17 protein-coding genes and 1 pseudogene are annotated in these 25663 nt (G+C 61.7%); 9 read left to right on the top strand and 9 right to left on the bottom strand.

The window, feature by feature from the left end:
• The first annotated feature begins 37 nt into the window (after positions 1-37).
• The 4 genes from AU252_RS22800 (at position 38) to AU252_RS22790 (ending at position 8422) form a co-directional block, all read left to right on the top strand.
• Positions 38-4231 (top strand): TIR domain-containing protein, encoded by a 4194-nt coding sequence (locus tag AU252_RS22800; RefSeq protein WP_058932650.1) that lies wholly within the window; start codon positions 38-40, stop codon positions 4229-4231.
• Between the two features lie 1269 nt (positions 4232-5500).
• Positions 5501-6265 carry an AfsR/SARP family transcriptional regulator gene (locus AU252_RS25090; RefSeq protein ID WP_083510531.1) on the top strand — a complete coding sequence of 255 codons (765 nt, stop codon included), beginning with the start codon at positions 5501-5503 and terminating at the stop codon, positions 6263-6265.
• Complete coding sequence (locus tag AU252_RS24235) at positions 6156-6620, top strand: hypothetical protein (protein ID WP_058932649.1); 465 nt, start codon at positions 6156-6158, stop codon at positions 6618-6620. Before AU252_RS25090 ends, AU252_RS24235 begins: the two co-directional genes overlap by 110 nt.
• 83 nt (positions 6621-6703) lie before the next feature.
• Positions 6704-8422 (top strand): ATP-binding protein, encoded by a 1719-nt coding sequence (locus AU252_RS22790; protein WP_157769062.1) that lies wholly within the window; start codon positions 6704-6706, stop codon positions 8420-8422.
• 337 nt (positions 8423-8759) lie between these two features.
• Here the strand turns inward: AU252_RS22790 and AU252_RS24065 are convergent, their stop codons facing one another.
• Positions 8760-9521 carry a transposase gene (locus tag AU252_RS24065; protein WP_157769061.1) on the bottom strand — a complete coding sequence of 254 codons (762 nt, stop codon included), beginning with the start codon at positions 9519-9521 and terminating at the stop codon, positions 8760-8762.
• 1455 nt (positions 9522-10976) lie between these two features.
• Between AU252_RS24065 and AU252_RS24060 the strand changes: the two genes are divergently transcribed.
• The gene (locus AU252_RS24060; protein WP_157769060.1) at positions 10977-11783 is read left to right on the top strand and encodes a fibronectin type III domain-containing protein; all 807 of its coding nucleotides are present in this window, start codon (positions 10977-10979) and stop codon (positions 11781-11783) included.
• Positions 11784-12010: 227 nt separating this feature from the next.
• Here AU252_RS24060 and AU252_RS24055 read toward each other — a convergent pair whose 3' ends face one another.
• Together AU252_RS24055 and AU252_RS22770 are read right to left on the bottom strand one after the other, a co-directional pair.
• On the bottom strand, positions 12011-12295 hold the full coding sequence (locus AU252_RS24055; protein WP_058932646.1) for a substrate-binding domain-containing protein: 285 nt from the start codon (positions 12293-12295) through the stop codon (positions 12011-12013).
• Between the two features lie 389 nt (positions 12296-12684).
• The gene (locus tag AU252_RS22770) at positions 12685-13368 is read right to left on the bottom strand and encodes an AMIN-like domain-containing (lipo)protein (RefSeq protein WP_240484263.1); all 684 of its coding nucleotides are present in this window, start codon (positions 13366-13368) and stop codon (positions 12685-12687) included.
• A gap of 1333 nt (positions 13369-14701) precedes the next feature.
• On the opposite strand from AU252_RS22770, the gene AU252_RS24050 reads away from it, so the two are divergent.
• On the top strand, positions 14702-14869 hold the full coding sequence (locus AU252_RS24050; RefSeq protein WP_157769059.1) for a hypothetical protein: 168 nt from the start codon (positions 14702-14704) through the stop codon (positions 14867-14869).
• Between the two features lie 958 nt (positions 14870-15827).
• Positions 15828-16079, top strand: a complete 252-nt coding sequence (locus tag AU252_RS22765; protein ID WP_058932645.1) for a DUF1016 family protein — start codon at positions 15828-15830, stop codon at positions 16077-16079.
• A gap of 117 nt (positions 16080-16196) precedes the next feature.
• Here the strand turns inward: AU252_RS22765 and istB are convergent, their stop codons facing one another.
• The 6 genes and pseudogenes from istB to catA all read right to left on the bottom strand — a co-directional run bounded on the left by istB (position 16197) and on the right by catA (position 23273).
• Complete coding sequence (gene istB / locus AU252_RS22760) at positions 16197-16985, bottom strand: IS21-like element helper ATPase IstB (protein ID WP_058932644.1); 789 nt, start codon at positions 16983-16985, stop codon at positions 16197-16199.
• Positions 16985-18201, bottom strand: a pseudogene (istA, locus tag AU252_RS22755) (IS21 family transposase). The gene istB and the pseudogene istA overlap by 1 nt, the downstream one beginning before the upstream one ends.
• A gap of 1302 nt (positions 18202-19503) precedes the next feature.
• Positions 19504-20787, bottom strand: coding sequence for a benzoate/H(+) symporter BenE family transporter (locus AU252_RS22745; protein WP_058932642.1), 1284 nt, complete (start codon positions 20785-20787; stop codon positions 19504-19506).
• Between the two features lie 71 nt (positions 20788-20858).
• Positions 20859-21137: a muconolactone Delta-isomerase gene (catC, locus tag AU252_RS22740; RefSeq protein WP_058932641.1), complete on the bottom strand. Its 279-nt coding sequence runs from the start codon at positions 21135-21137 to the stop codon at positions 20859-20861.
• 24 nt (positions 21138-21161) lie between these two features.
• The gene (locus tag AU252_RS22735; RefSeq protein ID WP_058932640.1) at positions 21162-22262 is read right to left on the bottom strand and encodes an enolase C-terminal domain-like protein; all 1101 of its coding nucleotides are present in this window, start codon (positions 22260-22262) and stop codon (positions 21162-21164) included.
• A gap of 126 nt (positions 22263-22388) precedes the next feature.
• Positions 22389-23273, bottom strand: a complete 885-nt coding sequence (gene catA, locus AU252_RS22730) for a catechol 1,2-dioxygenase (protein ID WP_058932639.1) — start codon at positions 23271-23273, stop codon at positions 22389-22391.
• A gap of 339 nt (positions 23274-23612) precedes the next feature.
• Between catA and benA the strand changes: the two genes are divergently transcribed.
• On the top strand, positions 23613-24995 hold the full coding sequence (benA, locus tag AU252_RS22725; protein WP_058932638.1) for a benzoate 1,2-dioxygenase large subunit: 1383 nt from the start codon (positions 23613-23615) through the stop codon (positions 24993-24995).
• A gap of 40 nt (positions 24996-25035) precedes the next feature.
• Positions 25036-25572 carry a benzoate 1,2-dioxygenase small subunit gene (benB, locus tag AU252_RS22720; protein ID WP_058932637.1) on the top strand — a complete coding sequence of 179 codons (537 nt, stop codon included), beginning with the start codon at positions 25036-25038 and terminating at the stop codon, positions 25570-25572.
• Positions 25573-25663 lie beyond the last annotated feature (91 nt).

Here is a 25663-nt window from a genome sequence, read left to right as displayed (position 1 = left end):
TGCTACGCAAATCCGAGCCCTGAATCGGGGTAATGGCATGTCACGTATCTTCCTGAGTCATTCGAGCCGGGATACTCCTCAGGCCATCGCGTTGAAGCGGTGGCTCGTGGAGCAGGACCCGGGCCTAGCGGATGAGATATTTTTGGATTTGGATCCCGTAACTGGGATCCAGCCCGGCGAGCGGTGGAAGGAAGCGCTACGGCGGTCCAACGCCCGGTGTGAGGCGGTGATATGCCTGCTCTCAGGCCACTGGGAGGCGTCTTCCGAATGCAGGACCGAGTTCCGTACGGCAGAGTCCCTGAATAAACTCATACTGTGCGCCCGGCTGGAGCCTTTGGCAGAGGCCGGTATCACTAGAGAATGGCAGTGCTGCGACCTGTTCGGTGAAGGCCCGACTACCCGGATCCCCGTTAACGGCATGAGTAATATGGTCGCTTTTCAGACGGAGGGTCTGCATCGGCTACACCGTGGTCTACGGCGGGCGGGAATCGGGGCAGAGCATTTTGTGTGGCCCCCACCGAATGATCCGGACCGGGCGCCTTACCGGGGTTGGGAACCGTTGGAGGAGATGGATGCGGCCGTGTTCTTCGGCCGCGACGGACAGATTGTCCGGGGTTTAGATGAGCTACGGGGGATGCACAGTTCCGGTATTGAGTCGCTGTTCATGATTCTTGGTCCTTCCGGCGCCGGGAAATCGTCGTTCTTGCGGGCCGGTCTGCTGCCCCGGCTAAGACGGGACGACCGACACTTTGTGGTGATGGAGATCATGCGCCCGGAGCGCAGCGCACTGACCGGCGAGCGGGGTTTCGCCCACTCGCTCCATGCCCTGCGAAGCGGCTTGGGGTTGGGCCGGCCGGTACTGGCGGAAATCAAGGATGCCTGTGCCGCGACCGACGCCGAACGGCTGTGGGGATGGCTGGCAGAGGCCAGAGAGGCAGCAGCGTCCCGGCTGCCAATGGAGGCAGCCGGGACGCCCCAGCCAACCCTCGTGTTGCCGCTGGATCAGGCGGAGGAACTCTTCAGCGTGGATGCCGGAAGGCAGGCTACTCAGTTCCTGGGACTCCTGGGCCTGTTACTGCAAAATCATGACGAAGTCGAGCCGGCGCTGATTGTGGCTGGCACTATCCGGGCTGACCGGTACGAAATGCTGCAGACCGCGCCGGAATTGGGGGGAATTAGGAGCCGCATTTTCGATGATCTCAGACCGATGCCTGTCGCCCAGTTCAAAGAGGTTATCCTCGGTCCCGCCGCACGGGCCACCGCGGCAGGACTTCCCTTGCGAGTGCAGCCGGATCTGGTCGACAGGCTTCTGGCCGAGTCCGCTGAGGGCGGGGACACACTGCCGCTGCTCTCATTGACGCTGGCCCGGTTATATGCCGACTTCGAAGGGTCCGGGGAGCTGACCTTGGACGGATATGAGGCCATCGGCGGCATGAACAGCGTTGTGCAGACAGAAATCGACGCCCTGCTCGCTGGCGACCCTGTCGTGCGTCAGTCCCAGCTTGATGCGCTTCACGCGGCGTTTATTCCATGGCTGGCGACCATCAATACGGACAATGATGAGCCCATGCGCCGGGTCGCACTGCTGAGGGATCTTCCAGCGCAGGCCGGATGGCTGATTGATGCGTTGGTGGCCAGACGCCTGCTGGTCAAAGATGAACGTGACGGAGAGATCGTTGTTGAGGTGGCGCTGGAAAGTTTGTTGCGCCAGTGGAAGGAGTTGGCCGGCTGGCTGGCCACCGAGAGGGAGAGCCTCAAGGAGGCCGACAATCTTGAACGAGCCGCAGCGTCCTGGGAGAGCAGCGGCCGAGGTGACGCGTGGTTGCTGGAGGGCGAGCGGCTGACTGGCGCAGAGTCGCTGGCCGCGAGGCCGGGATTCCGGAACCGCCTAGTCAACGCCCGGAGTTTCCTGATCGCCTGCAGACGACGGGAGAACGATCGAATTGCCGCCGAGAAACAGCGGCAGCAAGCCAAACTCCAGGCTTCTAGGGACAAACAGCAGGCTGCCGAAACGCACGCAGCGGTGCTGCGAAAAAGCGCCCGCGTGCTGAAAACGATCCTGATTGCTGTGGTTCTGGTCGCAATGGTTGCGATTGCCGGTTTCGTGCGCGCCTTTATCGCTGAACGTGAGGCCACCGCCCGCACCCGCGAAGCAACTGCATTGCGGCTGGCGGCCGAAGGCCAGTCCATGCTCGCCGGTGCCCGGCCTGGAGGCGAAGTGCGCGGCATGCAGCAGATGCTTGCCGCGCAGGCCCTGATGCCAACCGGGGAAGGTGAGCGGGCCGTCATCACTGCCGTAGTGAAGCAACGATTTGTGCAAAAAATCGCGGATGTTGGGGCCTTTGTCAGGGGGGTGGCGTTCAGCCCGGACGGCGGACGGGTCGTTTCGGGATCCGCAGATGGCAGAGTGCGGTTATGGGACGCGGGTACAGCATTGCCCGCGGGCGACCCGATGACCGGCCACCGGGGTGCGGTGAGCAGTGTGGCGTTCAGCCCGGACGGCCGGCGGATCGCCTCCGGAGGGGCCGATGGCACCGTGCGGTTGTGGGACGCGGGTACAGCATTGCCCGCGGGCGACCCGATGACCGGCCACCGGGGTGCGGTGAGCAGTGTGGCGTTCAGCCCGGACGGCCGGCGGATCGCCTCCGGAGGGGCCGATGGCACCGTGCGGTTGTGGGACGCGGAGACCGGAGCGCCCGTGGGCGCCCCCCTTGCAGGACACGAGAGTGACGTGAATACTGTCGCGTTCAGCCCGGACGGCCGGCGGATCGTCTCGGGAAGTGCGGACAGTACCGTGCGGTTATGGGATACGGACACACGAGACCCCGTCGGTCAGCCCATGACCGGGCACCAGGGCGCGGTGAACAGTGTGACGTTTAGCCCGGACAGTCAGCGGATCGCCTCCGGAGGCGCCGATCGCACGGTGCGGTTGTGGGACGCAGGCACCGGGGCGCCCTTTGGGGGGCCGATGACCGGACACAAGAATTGGGTGTTGGGTGTGGCGTTCAGCCCGGACGGCCGGCGGATTGTCTCGGGCAGCGCAGACTACACTTTGCAGCTGTGGGATGCAGTCACAAGAGCGACCGTGGGGGAGCCGATGACTGGCCATGGCAAAGAGGTAACCAGCGTGGCGTTCAGTCCCGATGCCCTGAGGATCGTCTCAGGTTTGGGCGATGGCACGCTGCGGTTGTGGGATGCAGGCATCGCCCCGCCGATCAAGCACAAAGGTGCGGTGAACGGTGGGGCGTTTAGCCCGGATGGCAGAAGTGTCGTTTCCGGAGGCGACGATGGCTCGGTGCTGCAGTGGGACGCGGCCAGGGGTGCGCCCATTGGGGAACCGATGGACGGGCACCAGGCAGCGGTGAGCAGTGTGGCGTTCAGCCCGGACGGCGGACGTGTCGTTTCCGGAGGGGCCGATCGCACCGTGCGGTTATGGGACGTGGGAACCGGTGCGCCCATTGGGGAACCGATGGCCGGGCACCAGGCTGTAGTGAGCAGTGTGGCGTTCAGCCCGGACGGCGGGCGGGTCGTTTCGGGATCCGCAGATGGCAGAGTGCGGTTATGGGACGCGGGTACAGCATTGGCCGCGGGCGACCCGATGACCGGCCACCGGGGCCCAGTGAGCAGTGTGGCGTTCAGCCCGGACGGCCGGCGGATCGCCTCCGGAGGGGCCGATGGCACAGTGCGGTTGTGGGACGCGGAGACCGGAGCGCCCGTGGGCGCACCCCTTGCAGGACACGAGAGTGACGTGAACACTGTCGCGTTCAGCCCGGACGGCCGGCGGATCGCCTCGGGAAGTGCGGACAGTACCGTGCGGTTGTGGGACGCGGAGACCGGAGCGCCCGTGGGCGCACCCCTTGCCGGACACGAGAGTGACGTGAATACTGTCGCGTTCAGCCCGGACGGCCGGCGGATCGTCTCGGGAAGTGCGGACAGTACCGTGCGGTTATGGGATACGGACACACGAGACCCCGTCGGTCAGCCCATGACCGGGCACTGGGACGCGGTGAACAGTGTGACGTTTAGCCCGGACGGTCTCCGGGTCATATCAGGCAGCCGAGATAGCACCTTGCGATCCTGGCCCGTCCCTGCGGATTGGTCCTCCGCGCTATGTGCCAAGCTCACCCAGAACCTCAGCCACGAACAATGGCGTGAATGGGTGTCAGCCGATGCAAACTATATCGAGATCTGTCCCGGTCTGCCCGATCCCCCCGACGTCACCGCCCGCTGATGGGAATGAGGGCCAACCATGCAACCGAGCCACTCTTGATCTTCCCACCCATACCGACGACAGAATCGCCGAATCGGGCCATGCCCCTTCAGTCCGCGTGCTCCCGGGATGGGCATGCCCGCGGTGGTAAGCCCGACAGCCTTCTGCCGCGGTCCGGAGCTCCGGAGCTGTCTGCACTATGGGAGAGTTCCAGGCGGCGCTGCCGCCCGATGGCCCAGCCTTCAGCGCCGGCGTAGCTCGGGCGGATTTCGCCCGCGCATCACGCTCGGCACGGACTCGTGGTCATCCATCCTCCACTCCTGATGCCGCTTTGAGCAAGGAAATGTCCTCTTTCTGCATTCGACTCCAGTGTCCTTCGTGCAGCCTGGCTGCCCAAACGGTCATGACGGTTCCTCGATTGAAACCATGAGAAGACTGAAGGGAGGAAGAACCGCCATGAGGGATTTCGAACGGACCCATGTGCTGCGAACTAAAAGTGTACGAATTAAAGTGTCCAGAACCGGTTGCCGGAAATTCGCTTCGGAAGGCTCCTGACGCAGAACACGGAGCTGCCGCGCACCTTAGGTGGGAGCGCGGCAGTGGCTTGGAGCTGCTCGCAATCAGTCAGAAAGGGGTGTGTACAACGCGCACACTTTTGAAGTCGTAATCGCTCAATTGCGTGCCTCCTTCTCGGCGGTTTCCCGTGCCAGAGCTTGCATCAGCTCTGCCACGCGGTCAGGGACGTTCAGGTTGGGTTTCTCCACGACCCTCTCCCTCGTTTCATGATCAGGATCTCCTCAGGATCGTTAAGGTCAGTGCTGGCGGTGATGCTTTTCGGATCAGTGGGTCGGGACTTGCAGCGTGGGAGGGTATCCGATTTTGATGCCGGGCTCCCGTTCCGTGTGTTGCGGTTCCGTGTACATTTCCAAGCTAGGTCTCGCGTCTTCATGGAAGCTTCTGTGTTTCTTCACGTCCTCTTAGGTCTGCCAAACGTCAGGCCTCACTCAGCGCTTCTCGACCCGGATTTCTCAGCTGCACACGTACTGCGGGTACGACTGTCGCCCAGGAGATTTGGGCCGAGGTCGAGGGGCACGAGTATCTATGCACGGCTACGCGGTCGAGGTTGGGTTCCCGATTGAGCCTCGTGTCGTATCTCTAGGCTGTGCATGCAGGCCCCGAATGAGTAATGTCTTTCACATCAGATCCGGTGGCTGGCCGCCTTTGAGTGGTGCTTAGCAACGCATTATTTTGCTAGGCATCTCCGGCTGTCCGCGGGGTTAGGGGAACGTCATGCAGTTCAGGATTCTCGGATCAATCGAAGCCGTTGAATCCGGCACGACGCTTCCGTTGAAGGGCCCACGCCTCAGACTCCTCTTAGCAGTCTTGCTTGCCCATGCGGGAGAGCGCGTCTCCACGGGCTATCTATTGAATGCTTTTTGGGGAGACACGCCACCGGGCAATGCCCGCTCCCTGCTGCAAGTGCGAATATCGGAGCTGCGACATGCACTAAGCCCCGATCCGAGAAACCCATTCGCTGGCCTGGTGACCCACTCTTCCGGGTACCAGATAACAGTTAATTCCCCGGACGACCTTGATTCCTGGGCCTTCGAAAGGCTGGTGGGTCAGGGCCAGAATTCACTTGTTCGATCTGAATTCTTGGATGCGTATCGCACACTGGGGCAGGCACTTGCCCTCTGGAGGGGATCCCCATTCCAAGAGTTTGAGAATCAGCCCTTTGGTGAAACACAGTCCGCACATCTCACAGCGCTGTATCTGCAGGCAGTGGAGGACCGCCTTGCCGCCGCGCTAGCCCTTGGCCGACACAATGAAGTCGCGGCGGAGGCAAGGCCTCTGGTCGCAAAGTATCCATTGCGGGAGGGCAGCTGGTTTCAGCTCATGCTCGCACAGTACCGGGGAGGGCGTCAGGCGGAGGCCCTGCAGTCCTATGAGGTGGTCCGAGACCTGCCTTTCAGAGCAGCTGGGAATAGACCCTGGGAAAGAATTGCAGCAGCTTTACCTAAGAATTCTCAGGCAAGATCCTGCCCTCACCCTTGATCCTCCTGTCTTAGCGACGGAGCCCGCAGCTGTTAAGCACAACCTTCCAGCCCAAGTTACATCCTTCAACGGTAGGGACTGGGAAATGATCGAAGTCCGGGAGATGATCACTGAGCACCGCCTGGTAACACTGGTCGGGGGCGGTGGGGTGGGGAAGAGCCGATTGGCCGTCGAAGTTGCCCAAAATGTCTTAGACGACTTTCCAGATGGTGTATGGCTCGTCGAACTTCCACCCCTTGTTCAGCCTGGGATTACGGCTCAATCATTGGCCAAGGCACTTAGCCTGGGGGAGCACCCTATCGTGCCCCTCGAAGAGGTCATAGAAGACCGGCTAAAGCGGAAAAAACGCTCCTGATACTGGATGGTTGCGAATACCTGGTCGATGACGTCGCTGCCCTAGTCCATCGGCTGCTTAGGTCATGCGCGAACATATCCATTTTGGCCACCAGCCAAGAGAGGCTCGGTCTCGCAGGAGAAATTCTACGAACCCTCACTGGCCTCGATGTACCCGGACCCGATGCTGCGGAAATTCCGGCCCTGATGCAATCTGGCTCTGTTACCCTCATGGTGGAACGGGCGTCGGCCGTTCGTCCTGGATTCCGACTCGACCACACCAACAGCGAGGCCATCGCTACGATATGCCAAAGGCTGGATGGGCTGCCGCTCGCCATTGAATTGGCTGCTGCACTGGTGAACTCCCTAGACGTTCACATCATCGCTGAGCGCCTGAACGACCGATTTGACCTCCTGAACGGCTCAACGCACGGACCGCTCCCCAGACACCAAACACTGCGGGCCGTAGCAGATTGGAGCTATGGACTCCTGAACCCGGCTGAACGACAACTTTTCGACAGCCTTGCCGTATTCGTCGGGGGATTTACTCTCGACGCTGCAGAGTCGCTCATCCATTCAGGCGAAAAATCAACGGATCCAGTCGCCATGACTCTGAGCCGCTTAGTGGACAAATCACTGGTCGTTAGTGAGGAGCGTAGTGTTTCGGGACGCCGCTACCGGCTGCTCGACAGTCTGCGCCTTTTCGGACTGGAGCGACTGCAATCGAAGAACCAACTGGAACGCATGCGAATCCTTCACGCGTCCTACTTCCTCACAGTGGCGGAACATGCCGCATCTGCGCTGCGAGGCCCCGACCAAGAGACATGGCTGGATCGCCTCAGCCTGGACCATGACAACCTACGCTCGGCACTTGAAACATCGATGAAGATCGGCGATTTTGAAACTGCGGCGCGCATTGCAGGATCCCTGTATCCATTTTGGGACCTGCATGGCCACTACAGCGAAGGTCGCCGTTGGATAGAACAGATCCTCCGGCTTGGCCGCGACATATCAAACCAAGCCCGCACGCGGGTCCTTCTCGGTGAAGCGGCACTTGCAGTCATTCAAGGAGACCCTCTCATCACCGTGAGCGCCTGCAGGGAGGCCGTCGGCTTGGCCCGCGGAACTGGAGATCGCGCCTCTCTGGCCCACGCTCTGCAGTACCTTGGCTTTTGTTCCATGTACCAAGGCGAGCTGGACGAGGCCGATAGCTTCCTTAAAGAGTCGCTAGAGAACGCCATTACTGCCAAAGACTCATGGCTTGAGAGTTGGGCTTTCGTCTTCATGATCACCTTGGCTCTCTGCCGGGCTCAATACGAACTGACCGGCACCCTCGCAGAGAAGTGCCTCTCAGCATCCGGTCCGCATCAGGATCCGGAGTGCACGGGGTGGGCGACACTCGCCCTCGGCGTCTCCCACTGGTATTCCGGAAACCTGACCCAAGCCATTCCGTACTTGAATGAGGGATTCCTAATCTTCCAAAGACTCGGCGGTCTTTGGGGCCTGTCTCTAGGCATCTTCTTGGCATCCGAAGTGTCAGGCGCCCGAGGAAACACTGAGCAGCAGGTCATCCTGATGGGCGCGGCAGAGCAACTGCGAACCGCAATCGGCGCCGCACCGCACCCGTTCCTCGTCCGTTGGCTCGACCAAGCCAGCCAGGCAGCACGAACGTTCCTCGGAGACGACGAGTATGCCCGGAAATGGCAGGAGGGTGATCAGCTCCCCCTGAGCGCAGCCGTTGCCCTCGCCCGAAGCGAACTTGACACGCCGTTCATTTCTCAACTGCCAGACCACGAAGTCAATCACATGCCCACCACGAACTAAGTCCGCAACTACGGTTGCGCGGCCAGGGATTGCTGATCGCGGGTCTGGCAGCGGTGAGTGCTGCAGCCGGGGTCGGTGCCGGGCTCTGGCGTTGGGTGCCGTTTGCGGTTGTACCAGGACTCGATGTAGCCCATGATCCAGGTGCGGGCTGCGAGCCGGCTGACGAAGGTGTGTGGTGGTAGAACTCGGTCGTCACATGCGAGAAGAAATTCTCGGCGACCACGTCATACCGGCACACGCCGACTTTGCCCATGGATTGGGTGATGTCGTTCCTGGTGCACCGGCCGGAATTCGGTGAAGGTGTTCTCTGTGCCGCGGTTCGGAATGGAAGATCGCCCTATCGGCATGCAGCCAGCCGTTGTCGCGGAACCCTGGCCAACGCGCCCGTGCACAGCTCGGTGCGCATGTGCTTGTCCATGTTCCAGCCGATCACCACGCCGGTGCACAGATCGATCACAGTGGCCAGATACAGCCAGCCCCTCACCGGCCCAAGTACGTGATATCCCCGTCCAGCCGGGTTCCGGGCACTTCGGATGAGAAGTCCCACCCGCCGTTCCCGTCGAGCATGTGGTTCCCGATATGGGCGGTCTTCGCCTGGATTCTGGATAGCTGATCCCGCCCGGCCTTGCCGCCGGTCTCCGTGAACTTGCGGGCCACCGCCTCCACGAGCGCCTCGCGGCGCGCTGGGACGGGCCCCTGGGATTGCGCACCAGTAGAACGAGGCTTGGGAGATCTTCAGGGTCCGACATAGCCAGGCGACCGTATGGTTCGCCTTCTCTGTTTCGATGAACTCGTAGAAATCCTCTACCGTTGCTTCGCTGCAAAGAAGGCGCTGACTTTTCCCGGAAGACTCGATTTCCTGCTTCAGCTTCGCGTTCTCGGCCACCAGCGCTTTCTCGTGCTTTTCCCAGGACACCGGTGCCTTCTCCTCGGTTACGAAGCGCTCCGGATGCTGCTCCCTACATTTACGCTCCCAGGTCCCCAGCGTCCCCTCTTTCACGCCAATATCCGACGCAACCTGGGCGATCGGAGGGCCGGAGGAAATCACGTGCTCTATGGCGTCATCCTTGTACTTCTGGTGCTTCCTACGGTCGGTCATGTGAATTCGGCGGCCACGGGGCGCAGATTCGTCTGCCTCAGGATGGTAACGGCGTCGGCGAACACGTCGGCCGGGTCGCTCTTCCGGCCCCGCCGGTGGAGAGGACACTGAGCTTCATGGCCAGCATGGAGGGACCATCCCCCACGGACTCGCTACTGGCCACGCAATTGACGATCCCGGCATCCCAAACGGGACGGGTGCCGCCATTTTCGGTGCACCCGTCCCGCCGTCGCACCGCGCCCACTAGCCCGGGCGCTCAGGGCTCTGCTATGGAGATGAAGACATCAAGGCCGTCATCCCGGGCTGGTCGCATCGGAAGGTTAGTCGGCAAAGCCCCGGAAGCGGCGGCGACCCATCCGTCGGGCTCGACCGGGACGCCGCCTGAAGGTGCAGGATGCCACGTCATGGGAGGTGGCGTCCACGAGGGCTCGGCACTGCGTGTGACGCTGGACAGGCGGCTATGGCACAGTTCATCAGGGATCTGCATGGTTGTCGCAGGCGTAACCAGCCCGTGCTCCGCTCCCTGTTCCGTGTCCTGTGATGGCGAGCCCTTGGCCGCGTATCGCTTATCCCTTCGCAGTGCCGGCGCATCTATTCCCCTGATAGAAGTCAGCTGGACTCCCGCGGGCATGATGAAGTTGGTCGCCCAGCCGCTGGGTCGCCATACAGCGATCACACCGAAGAGCGATTCGGATTTTTCCTGGTCAATAACGAACGAAATCCGGAACGTTCTAACGGGAGCCTGAGCTGGTCACGATGCCCGACGTGGGAGTGACCGCAGAGGATCTGAAGAAACACAGAAGCTTCCCTGAAGGCGCGGGACCTAGCTTGGGAAATGTACACGGAGCCACAAAACGTGACGGAACCCGGCATCAACATCGGCCACTGTTCAACGCACTGAGGCTGATCTGAAAAGACCCCCGCCCGCACTTAACGATTCAGAGGAGATCCTGATCATGAAACGAATAGGAACATCCAGGATCCACGACGGTAAATCACGCGGCGGTGCCCGGGTTGAAGCGGCGACAGGAGTCCGTTGCCCGGAAACCGGATGGTGGATCCCCTCGGGGAATCCTGAGGGTCGGACGTACGTCTGGAAGGGTCTGTCGATGCCTGAACGTGCAGGACGCCACGTTGAATGGCTTCTGGCACAAGCGAAGCCCGCCGGACCCGTGGCACCAGACGAGTTGCAGCCCGCACCTGCTAACGATCACGGAACCTGGGGTCAGGAAATTTGGCCGGACTGCTTGGATTGACAGCCCTAGCCAGATGACAGGGAACCGGGGCACCCTCGCGAAACCCTTGCAGAAGACAACTCAACCCACCAGTAGCAGCCGCCCGAGTCCACCAGCTCGGACAGGCCCGGCCCATAGAGGTGATTAAGGATCGCTTAAGCCCCTCCGTGACCCTTAGAACATCCAGCCCGATACATATAAACCGGAAAGGAAACACATCTTGTTCTTCAATATTTGGCGTACCGCCATCCAGACAAATCACCCTAAAGGAGTGAAAATGCCCGCTATGAGAATGTCAAACCAGGACTGCGAAAGAAAGCGATCTGGCACCTTGTATAAATCTGCAGGAGTAGTTTTGGGTTGCATTCTTGCACTGCTTGCGGCTCCCACCGCCGGCCATGCGATGCCATCCATTGGTGAGACTGTAATGCAAACCGGACCCGTGGCACCGGCAAATGTATCAGCCAAGAGAATTTTTTCTAACGCTGACGAAATTGCCTGGACCGATGCCTCGACAAATGAATCTTTCTTCACCGTGGAGTATCGGACTGCGTCCGGGAGAATATGGACACAATTCTCGAAGGTATTCAGCACTTCTATTGCCACGACGGGTAAGCGTTATACCGCAAATTTCCGTAATCTCCCTACTGGTAAGTATCTTTGCTACCGAGTTGCTGCAGTAAATGGAGCCGGAAAAACCTACTCTCCGGAAAGATGCGCGGGCTTCAGACCATCAATCCCTAAAAACCTTCGACTCTCTATTAATTGGGTGGAAGCAGGGGTTACGTTCGAGCGTTCAGAATGGGAATTGAGGTACCGTTTATATTATCAAGTGAACGGCGCAGGCCAGTGGTTCGTAAAAGCCTTCGATGCTCCCACCCATGCCTTCAAGGATGCGTCTATTTTTGTGGGCACGGGAACGTTAAACACGAATTACTGCTTCTACGTGACAGCAATCAACGATTTCGGCAGCTCTTCTCCATCGAACACGGTGTGTGGCAATACCGGTCCGTACGTGGAGCCGTAATTACGGGACAAGTGCTCCTTCAGCCGCCGATCGAGACCAACACATCTGGAAGCACAAAGTGTCTCGGCCTGGCAACTACCACTGCTGGCGCGCTTAGAGCCTGTTCCTAAACTCCGTAGGGGCAGGCTCTTAGCCTAGGCCGAACCCTCACCGGGTGCTGCGCCTAGCGGCCTGGCGGGCATTTCGGCAGCTTGCGGGGATCGGGTCGGGGCTGTGGGTTTTATGGACTACCAGGTGAGGCGTGCTGACGACATGGGCTGGCGATTGGGTTCCGTGCGGTCCACAGCAGCAGGGGCAAGCAGCGGCGCGTCCTGGCTGATGGATGACAGCTGCACGTAGCTGAGCCGGGCGAACTGGCTGTCGTCGTAGCCCAGGACAGACACGTCCGTAGGGACTGCAGTTCGTACGGCTGTTCCGCCGTCGACAAGGACGATTCTGCGGTGGCCAAGAGCCGTGAGGTGGTCCAGGGCCATCCGGATGCCGGCGTGGTCGTCGCTGCTGATGGAGTCCACCAGCTCATCGACTTCGTCGCGGAGAAGGCTTACCTCCGGCGCCTGGCGGGCATATCGCGCCAGGTCCTGGCTTCATCGGACGACAGAGGACTGAATTGCTTTCGGGGTCACCGCCCAGGTGCGGATGCGATCGGTTCACGTTCATAGGCAGAGTCGCCGGCTGGAAACGAAGCCATGACTGCAAAGAGCACCCTGCATGACGTCGGCGTCTCAGTTCCTTGGTCAAAGGGAGTAGCCGCCCCTATGGTCACACAGGAAAGTAGGGGCTGCGGATCCCGCAACCCCACCCTTAGAACTACTGCCTGGTGCGCGCCCTAATGGCATCGCCTTCATGCGGAACCCGGGCGCCGCCGTCGTTCTTCAGCACCCTGGCTGGCTGGTCCCAGGCGTCACCAGCGGTGTGCTACATCGATCACCAGCCGAGACCCGTTGCCCGGGCCAGCCAGCGTGAATACCCGGAACGGCAGCCGTGCGCGGACCCCCAGCCCGATCTCCGTCACCGCCTCGAAGGTGCCTGCGAAGGCCACCTGGCGGAAGGTCTGGAAGCCGGCAACGTTCACCGCTTCGTCCCGGTTCGCCGGGGTGTAGGTCGGGTTGTAGTTCTGGTCATGGGCCGGTGCCATGACTGTCACATCGATGAACGCGCCGCCCCGCAGCGGAAGGGTAAAGCCGGACCCGTCCTGCGTCACGGCACTGACATACCGCACGGTGTATCTGGGGACCTCGCCGTTGACGTCCACCACCAGACGGTCGAAGCATGCGTGGCGCCCGGAGCGGATATTGGTGATCGGATCCTGGCTTGGACCCAACGCCAGCGTGGCGGTCGACTTGGCCAGCGAACCCCAGGTGATTCCGCAGAAGGGGGCCGCCGAGGCGGTGCCGGGCACAACGAGTCCCAGTCCAGCAGTCAGCGCCAGGACCGCCAGTAGGGGACGTACCTTCGCCGTGCGCCGGCGCTTTGGTCGCGCGGCATTCGGCTGCGTCTGGGACCTGGTCCCGCGGGCGGGGATCCCGTTTCCGGGTCCGGAATGCTTGGGCAGCCGTCCCCACGGTGCCCGGAAGTTGATGCTCATTTACATCCTGCTTGCTCAAGGGATTGCGAGTGAAGACGTCCACTGGACGTGATGGCCTCATTGCCGTGTAGTGGGATGGCACCCCCGCTCCCGTTCGCGGTGCGGTGTGATGCGTTCAGTTTGTGCTCACAGACGACGGCAAACAAGCAAGATTCGGAGACGATAATGAAACGGTTCTGCATCTATTCACGAGTTTTTCAACCCCTGATTATGGACGATGAACCACGGATCGTGTGCCGGGGAGATCTACGCGGCCGGTGCCCCAGCCTCCGTTTCCATCCGGGTCAACAAACGAGGGCGTCTACGGCTGCTCCTGATGGGCGGACCGTCAGCAGATGCGGATTTCCGCCCCCGCTAAGAGCCTTTTCCCAAACCTGTGGCGCCCGGAGACGAACGGTAGTGCGGCGTGGCGGCTTTTAATGAGGCGGAACTCCTGTTAATCCGGTGATTGTCTACATCGCCGGTTCACAGGAGTTCCTTCGTGTTAGGCGTCTCTGAACACGGCCAGCCGCCGGATCTAATGTGAAAGACATTACTCATTCCAGGTCGGCAGGCACAGGCGGGAGAGGATGAGCGGATTTCTGAGGTTAAGTCAGAGACCCCAACACCTCCACTGGCGATTGTGGATGAATCGCCTGGCCCCGGCCTCGCCAAGTCATCTAGCCACAAAATGGGCCCGCAGCGGCGCACGGCGTGAGAAGTCCTGATGCGGCAAAAGTTGGGTGCCATACAGCGGTCACCGAAGACTGATCCCGCCTAGGCTGATAGCGAACCGAATCCGGAGCGCTCAATCGGTCAACGCGCGTTGGTGCCTGCACCCGAAGTGAGCTGATCGCAGAGGATATGAAGAAGAACAGAAGCTTCACTGAAGCGGCGAAAACTAACTTGTGAATGTACCTACACGAGCGCCACCCTCCAACGATGAAAAGTGATCGACATGCCTATTAACAAACAGCCCGAAGCCACACTATCGATGAATATGACTCCCAAGGAGTGGAGTCAGCCATCACGAACAGCACAACGCACCCTGACGCATGGGGCTACTTCGAACGTCGTGCCCTCCGCAACATCGGGTCATGTTAGCTTCGCCGCTGTGACGCGCTCCGCGCGGCTGGCTCTCTTGTGTCTAATGGCAGCATACGTCACGGGACAGCCGGCGTCCGCGGCGCCGGGGACACAGAGCGTGTCCGGAGCTGGGCCACGCATGTCGGTTGTGTCCCCTGCCGAGCCGTCCGGACTCCTCCAACCGACCGGGAACTTGTATTGGTCCGTCAATACCACAAACGAGTTCAGCCCAAATACGTCGAGCGTCCACCGCGCAGCAAATACAGGCATGCCCGCCATCGACGGCATCGAAGTGCCGAGAATGGTCGAAGTGAGCGGCCTCAAGACCACGGACGAGAAGATCGAACTGAAGCAGCAGACAAAGGACGGAAAATATGTCGCTCGCCAGCTCATTGGTCGGCCAAAGGCTGGGGAACTCACCATCACCAGGGGATGACGGAAAGCGCGCGCCCGCGCCATCGGTCAGCTTGAAGCCGTGGGCTTCACATCACCCTCGAACCCGCATAACAAGCCGGTTAACCGGGACTTACCGGCGGGGCCACGATGCTCGCCCCGCCGCTAAACACCATGGGCAGCCATCCTCGTTTTCGCGAGAGAGAGGCCTAAAGGGAGGAGGAACTGCCATTAGAGATTTCGAGTCCGCACATGAGTTGCGAGCCACTGATCCCAGAACTGACACGTAGCCCCCCGCGCCCCCTGCGCGGGGATTGGGACAGCTCGGTTCTGCTCCAAGTCTGCCGGAAAAAGGGTGTGTACTTTGATGCTCCTATTGCTGTCAATGGTCGGTTCGGGGAGGACGCGGTGCGGATTGTCTGGAAGCCCTGTCTGGCCGCCTGCATCGATGACTGCGACATGATCCGCCGCTACTGGACGAGCCGGATGCTCAGCCCCCAATTGACTACGAACGGACCTGAAAGCAAATCAATCAAGGGGGCCGGGCATGAGCCGGTCGGGGCCCGCTCCGCGCAGGCTACCCTGGTCGGCCCGTCTGGTCTGAAGGGTCGCCGGAGCAGGTTAATTCAAGGGCGGATGTCAGTGGTTCCAGGGGGCGTTAGCGCAACATGCGAGTATCGACCATTGCAGGGATGTCTTCGTCTGGACGTTCTACTCCGTCGGAATGGAAGGCGTTGCGACGGTAAGCTCACATCTAGCTCGTTCGTCGTTATCCCAGACGCTCCCGCCGTCTCAAGCCAGTGGTGGATGCGGCCATGCTGGAGGTGTAGTGGGGGATCGGGCGGATCATTCTGGATCGGCAGACTGCTCGGCCTTGGGGGAGCAAAGTATTAGATCGGCTGGCGTGGCCTGGGCAGAGTTCCCCAACATGAGGGGTTCTCGCGCCACAACCTGTTCTATATGCGGGCCTTCGCCGCTGCATGGACTGGCCGGAGGGAACCGTGCAAAGCAGCTTTGCACAATTGCCCTGGGGGCACATCATCGAGCTGCGTAAGCTCAAGGACCCGGCCCTGAGGGACTGGTACGCAGTGCAGGGTGGCGAGAACGGCTCGACGCTCCCCGTCCTGGAAGACCAGATCCTGACCAAGCTCCGTGCCCGTGTCGGCGCTTCGAACAACCTCGAAGCCCGCCTTCAGGAGGAGGGGACCGTCCTTCCGCATGTGCCCATGTTGGCACGCTCATACTGTTCTTGATGGTCAGGATGATCGCGTCGTATGCGTCCGGGTGAGCCTTCCTCAAACCGGGCGTGCGGCTCTCCCCTCCAACTCCTCTTCCTGCCCTTAATGGTCGTTTTCGTTCACAGAAGTTGGTTATTCTGCCGTATTTTCCGGTCTTGTCGAGGGCAGCGAGTCCGTCTGTGCATGTTTGAGCCGGTAGCTGGAGCCTTTGAGGGTGATGACTTCGGCGTGGTGGACGATGCGGTCGATCATGGCTGAGGCGACGACCTGGTCACCGAACACGTCGCCCCAGCGGGCGAAGGGCAGGTTCGAGGTCAGGATCAGCGAGGCGTGTTCGTAGCGTGAGGAGACGAGCTGGAAGAACAGGTTCGCGGCGTCCTGCTCGAACGGGATGTAGCCGACCTCGTCGACGATGATCAGCCCGTAGCGGCGCAGCCGGACCAGTTCCTGCGGCAACCGTCCGCCCTGGTGCGCAGCTTGGAGGCGGGCGACCCAGTCGATGGCGGTCGCGAAGAGGACCCGGTGTCCGAGCTGGGTGGCGCGCAGCCCGAGACCGGTCGCGAGATGGGTTTTCCCGGTGCCGGGCGGCCCGAGCAGGACGAAATTGGACGCTTCGGTGAGGAACGCGCCGGTGGCCAGGTGCGCGATGGTGTCGCGTTTGAGGCCTGGCTGATGGTCGAAGCTGAAGTCCTCCAGCGACTTGCGGGCAGGAAACCCGGCCGCCCGGGCACGCATCTCGGCTCCGGAAGCTTCTCTGGCGGCGACTTCCCGGGACAGGACCGCGGCAAGGTATTCCTCATGGGTCCAGCCGGTCTCGCGGGCCTGCTCCGCGAGCCTGGCTGCTGCTTCCCGGATCCGTGGCGCTTTCATGGCCCGGGAGTAGTACTCGATCTGGCCGGCGGTTTCCTTGGCGTTGGTCATCACGCGACCTGCCCGTCATCGAGCACGACACCGAATGCCCGGTCGTAATCGGCCAAATCCCGCAACCCTGCCGTGTCCAAGGGTGGTGCCGGGTTTTGGAAGGCTTTCCGCATCGTCCGGGCGGCCTCGACGTGGTCCGGATCGGTGACCGTCAGGCCAGCGCCCCAGGACCTTGTGTGGTTCCCGACGCAGCGCCCGTCCAGGCTGATCGTCACGGCTTCCAGGTCCGCGGTGACGTCGACGAACCTGCCGATGGCCTGCGGGTGGACGGAGTAGTCGTTGGATCCCATCCGGACGTAGTAGTCCCGCGGCAGCCGGACCCGGGTCGCGAAGCCGGTCACGGGCGGAACCGGCGGCAGGCCCAGCATCGCCGCCTTGTCCTGGCCGATCAGCTCAGCCGGCCGGGCCCCGGTCCGCCGGACCAGCCGGGTGTTGGCCACCGGCAGCCACTGAGCGAGCTGGGCATTGAAATCCTCCGGCGAGACGAAGGCCCGGCCGGGCAGGAACGAGGTCTCCAGGAACTGGTTCGCCCGCTCCACCACGCCCTTGCTCTCCGGATCGTAGGGCTTGACCTGCACGATCCTGGTCGCGAGGACCCCAGCGAACGCAGCGACCCCGGCGGCGTAGCTGTTCCGCCTACCGATGCCGGTTTCGTTGTCCCAGATCAGCCGCCGCGGCACCGCACCAGGGACCCGATCAGCTCCCACATCCCGGCCAACAGGTCCCCGGTCATCCGGCACGGGAGCATCCTGGCCATGATGAACCGCGAATGCGAAGACACCATCACCAGCACCGGCAAGACTCTGGCCTTCCCGGTCCCGACCGGTATCCGCACCTCGGGAAACCACAGGTCGCACTGCGCCTGATCCCCTGCTTCGTAACTGATCCGGTCCGCGGGATCTGCCGGGGCATACTCCGGCCGGATCCTGGCCACGTTCTCACGGAACCATGTCGGGGACCCGGACCAGCCCACCCGCTCAGCCAACACCGTCGCCGGCATCCGCGGGTTCTCCCTCAACAGCGCCCGGACCGCCGGTTCCACCGCCTTGATCCCGGAGTCCTGCGGCGCACGCACATACGTCGGCGGACCCTCAGCACTGACCGCCTTCGCGACCGTGTTCCGGGAAATACCCAGCCGCTCCGCTATCGACCTCATCGACTCACCCTCGGCAAGATGCAACCGCCGAATAAGCGCCCAATCCTCCACTGTGATCACCCACCCAATCGTTTGGAACAGGTGGCTCAGTTTTCGACCGTCACCGACAGGTGGCGGGGTCAGGGCCCTGGCGAGTTGGCCCTCCGCGTGCTGGGATCTACCCAGTTGCTGGCTCCTTTCTGACTTCCCTGGTGACCGTAGTTGGTCTTTCACCTATTCATGGCCTGGGGGTGAGCTGATGACATGACCTGTGCGAGATTTCTTGAGGATTTTTCGCCAAATTTCGCTCCTTCTTATGGCTTGGGAGCGGGAATGCGGCCGTTTGTCCGACCAAAGGTGGTGTGCACATTGTGCACACCCAGTCCACGGGCGGTTGTTCAGCGTGCATCCTGTTTCCTTCCTGCAATTTTTGGCTGTTACCAGTTCATGCGTCCAGGCGTCCCAGGTGACATGACCTGCGGGGAACTCGCAGGCTAACGCGCGGGCCGGTGCCTGGGAGTTCATGCCTGACGTGTTCCATGGTGTCGGTCAGTCGGCGTTTTCGCGCCGCCACCTCTCCATTCCTGCCGCACGCGGTTCCGACATGACCCGCCCGTGGAACGTTCGCGAAGCCCCTCGGTGAGCCCACGCGTTTTGGGGCTGTCGATCGCTACACGCGTATCAATGCCCCACGAGGGTGGCTGCTGGCCGGCAAAGGCCCGGGCATGCAGCCCCCAGGAATGTGCCGGACAAGCCCCGCAACCAAGCCCCGCAACCGCCAAGGAGGGAGGGTGCGGGACCGGAGCCCACCCATAACCCTTTGTCTTCGCAGGACAGTGTCATTTCAGCGTTTCTGCGTGCACAAATTTGGCAGAAATGTGGACAGGCGCACGCCTCTAGTTCACGACTCGTCACGGATTCGCCGAAGAGGAGGAGTTCCATCGGAAGGTGCGGGCCGGGCATGTCGGTAATGGGGCTGTCCCTAAGTTGGGGAAGTTGTCGCTGGGCGAGCAATTCGGCGAGTTGCGCCGTCGTCGGCTCCTCCCCGTCGAGGCTGTTCCCGAGTCGGCGGGCAGCGGCTGTCCGCTCGGCGGAGCGTGGGGCTAGGACGGCCTTCAGGTGAGTGTCGACGTCCGCCGTGAACCAGGGAGTAACCGTTCGGTGTGGGAGGCCGGGGGCAAGGCTGTCCTGGAATCGGCTGCCGCGGAAGATAAGTTCGGCGTTGTGCAGGCTCGACTGGATGTGCGCCCGGAGCGCCGTGGGCCAAAGGAGACCGTTCGTTCTCGATGGCGTCCAACGGTTCACCGACATGATGTTCAAGGTCCCTCGCGGGATTCCGCCAAATACCATGCCCATGTTTGACGCTTCACGCGATCCGCTCCGTCAGGCCTGCGCGTGGTCCCGTCGCTCGAGCAGGCGGGACACTGCGTAGCCGATAACGACGCCCCAGAATGCGGCATGGATGTTGAAGAGGTCCAGGCCGGAGATCGTGACGACGAAAGTAACCAAGGCTCCCAAGGTGAAGTTCGTGGCGAAAGCGGAAACGAAGGCCTGTTGGAGGGCACGCAGCATGGCGATTCCCCCCAGGGCCAGAACGAAAGCTTCGGGCGTGGCCAGCATGAGACGGGTGAGCATTGGAGCCAGCAAAGCGCACAGCAGGGACAGTAGTCCGTAGACCACCGCGGCCGTGTACTGGCGCTTTTTCTGCCCGGAGGCGGTCAGAAGGGCGTTGGTAGGTCCAGTGACACAGGCGGAGACCGCGCCGAGTGTGGCGTTGAGCAGTGAGAACACGCCGGAGGTCATCGCGGAGACATTGATCGGAGGGTTGTGTCCTGCGGCCCGGAGCACAGCAGCGCCTTGTCCGTTCTGTACCACGAGGACCGTGAGTGCCAGGGGGATCACTAATTCCAGTTGGGCAGCCCAAGTGAACGCGGGGGCTGTGAACACGGGCATGGCCAGGATCGGTCCGCCTTGGGACATCGCGAACCGGCCACTGATCACAACGGCGACGACGCCTGCCGCCAAACTACCGAGTACCGGAGGGAGGCGTCTGCCTAGGGAGGGCACGGCGGTGAGTACAAGGAACGCCAGCACCATGGGTGCCGCCACTGCGGGGTCGGCCCGTGTGGAGGAGACGATGTCCGTCCCGAACCGAAGGAACACGGCGGCGACCATGGCCATGACGATCGGAACGGGGATCGCGGCCATGATCGGACGCACTACTCCGGACGAACCAAGCGCGAGAATCAGCACACCGGCGGAGAAGAACGCCCCTACCACCTCAGGAAACGACAGATGCTGCAGCGACGGCCCCAACAGCACGGTCCCTGGGATGGACCAGGCGAAGCCCAACGGCTGGCGATAGATCAGTGACATCACCAGGGTCGCCGCGCCAGCGGAGAGGAACATGGCGAAGACCCACGACGCGAGCTGGGCCTCCGTCAGTCCGCCGAGCGACCCGACGGTAAGAGTGACCGCTACCGGCCCGGACGCGGAGAAAGCCAGTCCGACAAGCCCGTTCGAGGCGTAGTGTGGGCCGATGTCCCGCAGGATGTCGCGTACGCCAGCCGGACGGAACTGGGGCCGTTCTAAGCGTGGTTGGGCTCCATGGACCGGGCCAGGCCGTGATCCGGTGGTCACCGGCGCGGTGCTTTGGAAGCGGGGCATGATGTCTCCTGAGCGATGGCGGAGGTGGGGTCCTGATGACTACAAAGGCCGCCGCAGTGGATACAGATTCCTCAGCGGATGGAGTTGGGATGCTTGGCCAATGGGGTGACCTTGATTTTCATGAAGGGGTACATCGGGAAGCTGCTCAGGATCTGGTGCAGTTCGTCATTGGATTCGACGTCGAACACCGAATAGTTTGCGTACTCGCCGACCACTCGCCAGATGGAGGCAAGGCGGCCGTCCTGTTGCAGGGCCTGGGAATACTCTTTCTCCAACCCCTGCATGCGGGTGACGTCCTCAGCGGAGAGGTGCGCTGGGAATTGCACGTCCATGCGGGCTAAAAACAACATTCTTTTTCCTCCTTGATGGTCGGGCTAGGACAGGCGGTAGGCCGCGAGTTTGTCCTCGTCGATCTCGGCTCCGACCCCCGGCAGATCGCGCACGGAGATCGTGCCGTCGATTATCCGGAGTGGATCCGCCAGCAGGTCGTCGGCCATATCGAGGAAGTTCGACAGTTCCCCTGCCCGGCGGCTGGTGGCCTCGTGTGCGGCGCCGAAGGTGACAGTCGCAAGCGAGCCGATCTGGGTGTCGATCTGGTTGCCCATGGTCACATCCACGCCGAGGCCGGTGCATAGCCCTAATATCTCGGTGGCCTCGGTGAAGCCGGAACGGGCGGTCTTGATGCAGATGGCGTTGCAGCCACCGGAAAGCAGTTCCCGGGACGCGTCCCCAGCCGTGGGGACGGATTCATCGCCTACCACCGGGATTGGCGATTTGTCGACCAGGCGGCGGCGGCTCAGTGCTTCCTTGGCGTCGCACGGTTCCTCGAGCATGGTCAGCCCGAGCCCCTCGGTCCTCCGGAGCACCTCGAGGGCTTCGTTCGCGGTCCAGCCGCGGTTCGCGTCAAGGTATAGCTCCACGTCCTCGCCCAGTCCCTCGCGCAGCACGTGGCAGGCCTCCACGTCCAGTGACAGCGGCCGACGGCCCACTTTCAGCTTGAAGGTGGTGATGCCGTATTGCTCGCCGAAACGCAGGGCCTCGTCGAGGAGTTCCTGCGCTGGCCGGAAGCCGAGCATGTGGCTGACCCGCATGCGGTCGGTGTACCCACCCAATAGCTTGTGCACTGGAGTGCGGAGCGTTTTGCCGATCGCGTCCCACACCGCGATGTCTACGGCGCCTTTCGCCACTTGGTTGTGAATGGTCCGGCGCATTACTGCATGGATCTGCTCCCGGTCCACGATCTCGAGGCCGGTCAGCTGTGGGGCGAAGGTTTTCTCGATGATCGTCCCGATGGACTCTTGTGTCTCGCCGTAGGTATATGGGCGGGGGGGTGCGTCCGCGACTCCTACGACGCCGTCGTCGGTGTGCACACGCACAAGAACATGGTCAGCGTTTGCCACCTCGCCGCTGGCGAACTTCAGGGGGTGCGTGTACGGGATGGAGTACGGGATCACTTCGATCCGCTCGATCTTCAACGGCTCGGTTCCTTTCGCTTGTGTCAGGCAGTCCAGTGGTGCTGGGAAGAACGGTGCCCCAGGGCTCATTGCCCTGGGGCACCTCATTGGACGGAAATTATGAACCCGACCATGTCACAGGAGTTCCTATTTGGACTGTCCCACTTTGGCGAGGACATAGTCATATGAGGCTTCTTCGCCGGCGGCGCCGTCTGTACGCGGTGTGGTGTTGAGCATCAGCTCCGGCTTGACAGCCGAAGCAATGTCGTCAGCGTTGTGCGGGTCACCGGGGAAGTAGAGCTGCTGGGTTACAGGCTGATAGCCGGGCGCTGAGACCTTGATGTGAATGTGGGCCGGGCGCCAGGCGTGCCAACCCGCAGCACTGATCAGCTGCCCACAGGCTCCATCAGTGGGGATCTGGTACGGAGCCGGACGCATGGTGTGGAGGACGAAGTGTCCCTCGCTGTCGGCCTGCACGTTGGCGCGGAACAGCCAGTCCGGCAGGCCCGGGGCGTACTGAGAGTAGAAGCCCGCCGAGTCCGCATGCCAAATTTCCAGCTGTGCACCTTGGATCGGGTTGCCGTCGGTGTCGGTGAACTGGCCGCTGAACTGCAACGGAACGCCATCTTCGTCATCGCGCATCTCTACCGTGGCGGGGGAATCCAGCACAGGCGAGTTCGGGACGTAATAGGGTCCCTCGATGGTGCCTTTCGTGCCGGGCCGGTCCTGGGAGTTGACATCCTCCACGGTGTGCTCAAGCCACACGTCGAGGAATAGTGGCCACTCGCCATCGTTGCCCACCTTGATCAGCCAGGCTTTCAGGGCGTTGTACTCCTCGTAGGTGACTTCGTGTTCGACGACGATGTCGTTAGCGGCTTTGATGAGGGCGCCGGCGAGCAAGCTCACGCGCTCCTTGGGTACTCCCGTTCCCGTGGGCTTGCCCGAAGCGGCGAAGCGCTCGGTCGCCTTCGAACCGGCCTCCACAGCGGTGCCCTCATTTTCTTGGCGGGTGTCCAACTGATTCTCAGTCATAGTGATCTCCACACTCCTCTGTGCACCGGGAACGGGAAATTTCCCGTTCCCTAAAACGCGCCGGCCGCGGGCTGTGCACCCGCAGGCTCACCGGCTTCACGTGACGTCCATCTCATGCTAGTCAGGTGATAAGGACGAAACAAGGACTTATATAACGCCGATTATGTAGGCTCACTTACATAAAGACATCCTTGGTTCGTACTAGGGTTTTGCCTGATGTGAGCGCTGTCACCTTGCAGCAGACTGGGTGGAACACATTCATTCCGCCCGAGGGGGTTCAGGTGCGGCCGCACAGTCGCTGCCCGCCTACCCGCACCCTCTCCAAAGAAGGAGCACACCATGACCGAGAATCTGACACGTGTCCGTGGAGTCCTGGCTGACGCCGTCGTCGACGATCGAGAGAACGGCGTTATCCGGGCGAAGCGTGAAATCTTCACCGACCAGGAAATCTTTGAATTGGAGATGAAGCACATCTTCGAGGGCAACTGGGTCTACCTTGCCCATGAATCCCAGATCCCCAACGTGGGGGACTACTTCACCACCTACATTGGCCGGACTCCCGTCGTGCTTACACGGGACAAGGACGAGAAGATCAACTGCATCGTCAACGCCTGCTCCCACCGTGGCGCCATGCTGTGCCGGCGCAAGACCGACAACAGGACCACCTTCACCTGTCCCTTCCACGGCTGGACATTCAAGAACTCCGGAGAGCTCCTTAAAGTCAAGGATTCCCGCAATGCCGGATACCCGGAAACCTTCAACAAGGAGGGCTCACACGACCTCACCAAGGTAGCCCGCTTCGACTCCTACCGGGGCTTCCTGTTCGGCTCATTGAAAGCTGACGTCCTCCCGCTGGAGGAGCACCTGGGAGATGCCACCAAAGTCATCGATTCGATTGTGGACCAGTCCCCGGAGGGGCTCGAGGTCCTGCGCGGGTCGTCCACCTACACCTATGACGGCAACTGGAAGGTCCAGGCGGAAAACGGCGCCGACGGCTACCACGTCACCGCCGTGCACTGGAACTACGCCGCGACGACGGCCCGCCGCACCGCCGGTGATTCCGCCAACAAGACCAAGGCCATGGACGCCGGCAAGTGGGGCAAGGTTAAAGGCGGCTTCTATTCCTACGATCACGGGCACCTGCTGCTGTGGCAGGAGTGGACCAACCCCGAGGACCGTCCGTTGTGGGACCGCCGCGACGAGCTCGTCGAAAAGTACGGCGAGGAGATGGCAAACTTCATGATCAACATTTCACGCAACCTCTGCCTGTACCCGAATGTGTACATCATGGACCAGTTCTCGTCGCAGATCCGTCACTTCCGTCCCATATCAGCGGACCAGACCGAGGTGACGATCTACTGCATCGCGCCGAAGGGTGAATCGCAGGAAAACCGCTCAAAGCGCATCCGCCAGTACGAGGACTTCTTCAATGCAACCGGCATGGCCACACCGGACGACCTCGAGGAGTTCCGATCCTGCAACAAGACCTACTGGGCCACATCCGCGCCGTGGAACGACATGACGCGAGGCTCCACCCACGAAATTGCGGGTCCTGACGAGCAGGCCACAGCGCTGGGCATGTCGCGGGTGATCGCCTCCGGTGTACGCACCGAAGACGAGGGACTCTACCCGATCCAGCACGGGTACTGGAAGGAAGTAATGGACAAGGCCCTCGCCGAGGCGGAATCCGTTGCCCAGGAATCCTTACCGGTCACGGCGTAATCAAGACTTTCCGAATCCCTACAGAGAGTGCTGAAAACCAATGGCCAACCTCATTAACTCCTTAACCGCGCTCAAGAGCGCCGATGAAATCGCGACCCTCGAGACTGTCCGCGCCTTCCTTTACCGGGAAGCCCGGCTGCTGGACGACCGCCAGTTCGACGAGTGGCTCCAGTGCTACCACCCGGACTCCGAGTACTGGATGCCGGCGTGGGACGTCGATGACCGGCTCACGGTGGACCCCCAGAACGAGATCTCGCTCATCTATTACGACAACCGCGGCGGCATCGAGGACCGGGTCTTCCGGATCAAGACGGACCGCTCCTCCGCTACCTCCCTCCCTGAGCCGCGCACCGGGCATAACATCACGGACGTTGAAGTCCTGGAGCACGACGGCGACCAGGTCAAGGTCCGTTTCAACTGGTTCACCCTGTACTTCCGGTACAACACCACCGACACCTATTTCGGCACGAGCTTCTACACCATCGATCTCTCCGGCGAGCAGCCGGTGATCCTGAAAAAGAAGGTTGTACTGAAGAACGACTACATCCACCACGTGGTGGATGTCTACATGATCTGACGGCGTCCCGGCAACCGTACGGCGCGGCCGCAGCAGCGCCCGCAGGAGCATCCCGCCGCCGGGTCTGCTCGTAAGAGATAACCGCACTAAC

Origin of the sequence: Pseudarthrobacter sulfonivorans (genome assembly GCF_001484605.1) — a bacterium.
Classification (GTDB): domain Bacteria; phylum Actinomycetota; class Actinomycetes; order Actinomycetales; family Micrococcaceae; genus Arthrobacter; species Arthrobacter sulfonivorans_A.
The sequence above is the reverse complement of the archived record's forward strand: the minus strand, read 5'-3'. Positions and strand labels throughout refer to the sequence as shown.